This is a genomic window from Klebsiella sp. S69 (assembly GCF_016516145.1).
In the GTDB taxonomy this organism is placed as follows: domain Bacteria; phylum Pseudomonadota; class Gammaproteobacteria; order Enterobacterales; family Enterobacteriaceae; genus Klebsiella; species Klebsiella oxytoca.
In genome coordinates this window covers 1-4,785 of the sequence record NZ_JACVUU010000054.1, presented here as the reverse complement: position 1 = coordinate 4,785, position 4,785 = coordinate 1, and the positions used below count along the sequence as shown (strand labels likewise).

Genomic DNA, 4,785 nt, shown 5'->3' with positions numbered 1-4,785 from the left:
TCCGGAGTGGCGTTTTAACCTGCGCAGCTCGAACACCGAGCCGGTAGTGCGCCTCAACGTCGAGTCAAAAGCTGATGATGAATTAATGAAGGCTAAAACAGAAGAAATATTAGCTTTACTTAAATAGAAATTATTCTGTTTAGAGCCATAGGGTTGATGTGTGGAATTATGCATAACCTTATGGCTCTTTCTTGACTTCCCATCTTTCTGAGAGTAAAACCGCCACAAGTGTTGATTACCAGGGTGGCTAATATGCCGCCGTCCAGTTAACTGATTAAAGTGTGATCGAATGAAAATTACTATTTCCGGTACCGGTTATGTCGGTTTATCGAATGGCATCCTGATTGCGCAAAACCACGAAGTGGTGGCGCTGGATATCATTCAATCCAAAGTTGATATGATTAACCAAAAGATTTCTCCGATTGTCGATAAGGAGATTCAGGAATACCTGGCGGAAAAACCGTTGAATTTTCGCGCAACAACTGACAAGCATGATGCTTATCGCAATGCAGATTATGTCATTATCGCCACGCCGACTGACTACGATCCGAAAACGAACTACTTCAATACGTCGACCGTTGAAGCCGTTATTCGCGATGTTACCGAGATTAACCCTGAGGCGGTCATGATCATTAAATCAACCATCCCCGTTGGTTTTACTCGTGATATTAAAGAGCGCCTGGGCATTGATAATGTTATTTTCTCTCCAGAGTTCCTTCGTGAAGGCCGCGCGCTCTATGACAACCTGCACCCGTCGCGTATCGTTATTGGCGAGCGTTCGGAACGCGCGGAACGTTTTGCTAACCTCCTGAAAGAAGGGGCGATCAAGCAAGATATCCCGACGCTGTTTACTGATTCTACCGAAGCTGAAGCAATCAAATTATTTGCCAATACCTATCTGGCGCTGCGCGTGGCTTACTTCAATGAACTGGATAGCTACGCTGAGAGCCAGGGCCTGAACAGTAAGCAGATTATCGAAGGCGTGTGCCTCGACCCGCGTATTGGTAACCACTATAACAACCCGTCCTTTGGCTACGGCGGTTACTGCCTGCCGAAAGATACCAAGCAGCTGCTTGCGAACTACGAATCTGTACCGAATAACATTATTGGCGCCATCGTTGACGCTAACCGCACGCGTAAAGATTTCGTTGCTGACTCCATCCTGGCGCGTAAGCCTAAGGTCGTTGGGATCTATCGCCTGATCATGAAGAGTGGTTCTGATAACTTCCGCGCTTCCTCAATCCAGGGCATCATGAAGCGTATTAAGGCTAAAGGTATTCCGGTTATTATCTATGAACCGGTTATGCAGGAAGATGAATTCTTCAATTCCCGCGTAGTTCGCGATTTTGAGGCGTTCAAACAAGAAGCTGATGTGATTGTCTCTAACCGTATGGCTGAAGAGCTGTCGGATGTTGCTGATAAGGTATATACCCGCGATTTATTTGGCAGTGACTAATCTGTCTTCTGGCCGGGAGCAGCAGCTGCCGGCCACCGCTTTCCTCCCCCTCTAAATGATTACGCATTTCTCTTGCCAGTCTCACCGTTCCTTCACCCAAACCATATCCCCTTAAAAAACGTGACCCCGCTTAAATTCTTCAATTGTTCATCTTGTCGCAATCATTGAGGTCGGATATGTTAAATTCACCTTGTGAAGAGCTACCGTCACTGAGATGTAGACGCTGGAGATAAGCGCCGGAAGGTAAAACAGAGCCTGCTTGCAGGCTTTTGTTGTTTATAGGTTCCTGCCGGTGTACAGCATCCTGCCCTGGAATGCGATGAGATTCAGATTCCAGTTTAAACCGACGCTTCGGGATCGTTCAGGGGGGGGAGGCATGGTATGCATGAGTTAGCCGTGGGTATAAAAAATCATCCTGATGTCTGGGATGTTGTTTCCGATTCTAATAACTTTTATAAAATAGCTTCCAGCGCCAGCTGTAAAGACGGAACGTATCTCCACTGCTGGCAGTATTTTATATTATTATTTCCTATGCCAGTATTATAATTATATTAAGTTTTCTTTTCACCACTTTCGCTTGTTAAAAGTCAGCTTGGTTTTTTTCTGGTCCTTAATATAAGAAATCAGAAAATAAACAGAAACAATCAACAGGATGGCAGCAACTGCTAAGAAAATTATGTTTGCCATAATTCGTACCAGAATGAAAGGAATGTGATAAATCCATTTGCTTGCGAACTAATACTTCTGACAAAGTCCGCCCTGACATGCTTAACATATCCTGGAATTAAGAAAATTCCTATATGTAGGTTGTGGCTTTTTTACAGGAAAGTGAATAAATCTTTTTTATGGCTTCTGCTATGAATAAACGATCTGTAACAGACTTAAATGCCAGCCTTACCATCTGGGGATGATAATCTGTCTAAGCTAATGCTCTTCAGATAGCGTAAGGGAAGGGCTGTATTCGGCTTCTGGTGATATTTTGTTTTTACCAGATTCAGGTTTCGTTAATGTACGGTATGGGCTGTTCCGCGCCACTTTACCCAGCATGCTCTGTTACCGACAGAATCGTAAGATTGCTCAACATGGCCTACCAAACAGAAAAGCCGCAGCGGGGTGCCGCTGCGGCTTATTAGCATGCGCATTGCCCGGGGGCATTACACCTTATAATATGCCTTATACCAGTCAACGAAGTTCTTCACCCCCTGACTGACCGTTGTTTGCGGTCTGAATCCCACCATATCATACAGCGGCTTTGTATCCGCGCTGGTCTCAAGCACATCGCCTGGCTGAATAGGCATCATATTCTTTTCCGCGACCATACCCAGCGCTTCTTCCAGCGCAGTGATGTAATCCATCAGCTCAACCGGTGAGCTGTTCCCGATGTTATACACACGATAGGGCGCAGAGCTGTCAGCCGGAGAACCTGTCTCAACGGTCCATTCAGGATTGGGCTGCGGGATAATGTCCTGCATCCGTACAATCGCCTCGACGATATCATCGATGTAGGTGAAGTCGCGCTTCATCTTGCCGTAGTTGTAGACATCAATACTCTTTCCTTCCAGCATGGCTTTTGTGAACTTGAACAGCGCCATGTCCGGACGGCCCCACGGGCCATAGACCGTAAAGAATCGCAATCCGGTGGTCGGAATACCATAAAGGTGAGAGTAGGTGTGCGCCATCAGCTCATTTGCTTTCTTCGTAGCGGCATACAGAGAAACCGGATGGTCAACCGAATCGTCGGTTGAGAATGGCATCTTGCGGTTTAAACCATAAACCGAGCTCGATGAAGCATACAGCAAATGCTCAACGTGATTATGTCGGCAGCCTTCAAGAATGTTCAGATAACCAATCAGATTGGAATCAGCATAAGCGAACGGATTTTCCAGTGAGTAGCGAACGCCAGCCTGGGCAGCAAGGTGGATCACCCGGTTAAATTTCTCATGAGCAAAAAGTTGGGCAATACCTTCACGATCCGCCAGATCGATTTTATGGAAACTGAACAGGGGGGATTGCAGCAAATCCAGCCGGGCCTGCTTCAGATTGACATCATAGTAATCGTTCATGTTGTCGAGTCCGACAACCTCATGACCCGCCTGCAGAAGGCGTTTGCACGCATGAAAACCGATGAATCCTGCGGCTCCAGTCACTAAAAACTTCATATTTATCCTCCGGGTTCACTTTGCCCCGCTATATATAATTGCCGATTTTACACTGGCTTGCTGTAGGGATCACCTGCTTTACCGTTAGCGGTTAAGTTGTCGCCAGCAAAAGCTTGAGAGAAGCATTTCATAAAAGCCTTCCCCACCAGAGAATGTCGTAAATAATAATGATTATCATGTATTTAGCTTAGCTGGCAAATAATAACTCTGTGGTCTTTATTGCTGGTAATGATTTCTCTGTTCACAATGTGATCTTTTTTTCGAGATGAAATAAGTTGAATTCATATTGTCGTGATTTATGAATTTGCTTACGTTTCATGCATGATCATTCGGAAAAACCAAGCTAAAATCCGAGTTGGTTTTTAAGTTGTTGATTTTATTTTTATTTCTTAAGCATCTGAGTGAGGGTGGAAAAAAGCCAGGCCTGAAGTTCATCTGTTGAATTTATTTTTCATTGAGCTTTTTCATTTTTATTCTTTTAGGCCAACGCGTATACTTCGCAGATAATTCGTTTGTATGGTGTATGTGTTGTCGAGATATGAACCACCCATCCCATCTTCTGGAACATATCGTGAGCGTAATGCTAAAAAAGAGAGTCAATCCGTTCTGCTCAGCCTCCACTGGTATCCAGAGTGTTCTGGCTTTCTCCCGCAGCGCTGCCGTTAACATCGCCATTCAGCGTATTTCTCTCGCTTCTCTCTACGCCTGCAAAGCATCTCTTTCCGCCAATGCGTCTGCCGACAGCGGCAGTGTTCTATCCTTACTAAATGAGAAAGTCCTGATGGATAGCCCTTACGGAAACGGCGAAAGTACTCTGCGTTTTTTGCGCGTGTGATGGTGCGATTACGGATGAAAACAGAGATATGTTCGCCAACATATCTCTGTTTTTAGAATGATTAAGCTCTCAGGCAGATCGTTAAGCGCCGAAGTGCTTAGACGATCTGGGGAACGACTCACCTGGCGCTAACGCAGCTACTGCATTAACGCCGTAAGAGAGTGGGTACAACAATAAGGCCCGACGCAATTTGGTAGCGAAAGCCAAGGGCGGTAGCGTGCGCAAAATCCAGCCTGAAGCCAAACGTGTGCCGTTGATTGATAGTAAACAAAATGATTATTTATTTAAGGATTTTATCATGTTACTTCCTGTGATTATGGCGGGTGGCACCGGTA

At 45.4% G+C, this 4,785-nt stretch carries 4 protein-coding genes and 1 pseudogene; 3 read left to right on the top strand and 2 right to left on the bottom strand.

Annotated elements, in window-relative coordinates:
• Both IAE27_RS28995 and ugd read left to right on the top strand, forming a co-directional pair.
• Positions 1-127, top strand: a pseudogene (locus tag IAE27_RS28995) (phosphomannomutase); the annotation flags it as partial.
• A gap of 162 nt (positions 128-289) precedes the next feature.
• Entirely contained in the window at positions 290-1,456 is a 1,167-nt protein-coding gene (gene ugd / locus IAE27_RS28990; RefSeq protein WP_109220930.1) for a UDP-glucose 6-dehydrogenase, read from the top strand.
• Positions 1,457-2,020: 564 nt separating this feature from the next.
• Here the strand turns inward: ugd and IAE27_RS28985 are convergent.
• Together IAE27_RS28985 and IAE27_RS28980 are read right to left on the bottom strand one after the other, a co-directional pair.
• The gene (locus IAE27_RS28985) at positions 2,021-2,143 is read right to left on the bottom strand and encodes a small membrane protein (RefSeq protein WP_004138729.1); all 123 of its coding nucleotides are present in this window, start codon (positions 2,141-2,143) and stop codon (positions 2,021-2,023) included.
• Between the two features lie 467 nt (positions 2,144-2,610).
• Positions 2,611-3,615: an NAD-dependent epimerase gene (locus tag IAE27_RS28980; RefSeq protein WP_004103673.1), complete on the bottom strand. Its 1,005-nt coding sequence runs from the start codon at positions 3,613-3,615 to the stop codon at positions 2,611-2,613.
• Positions 3,616-4,186: 571 nt separating this feature from the next.
• Here IAE27_RS28980 and IAE27_RS28975 point away from each other — a divergent pair.
• On the top strand, positions 4,187-4,450 hold the full coding sequence (locus IAE27_RS28975; protein ID WP_156529680.1) for a hypothetical protein: 264 nt from the start codon (positions 4,187-4,189) through the stop codon (positions 4,448-4,450).
• The last annotated feature ends 335 nt before the right edge of the window (positions 4,451-4,785 follow it).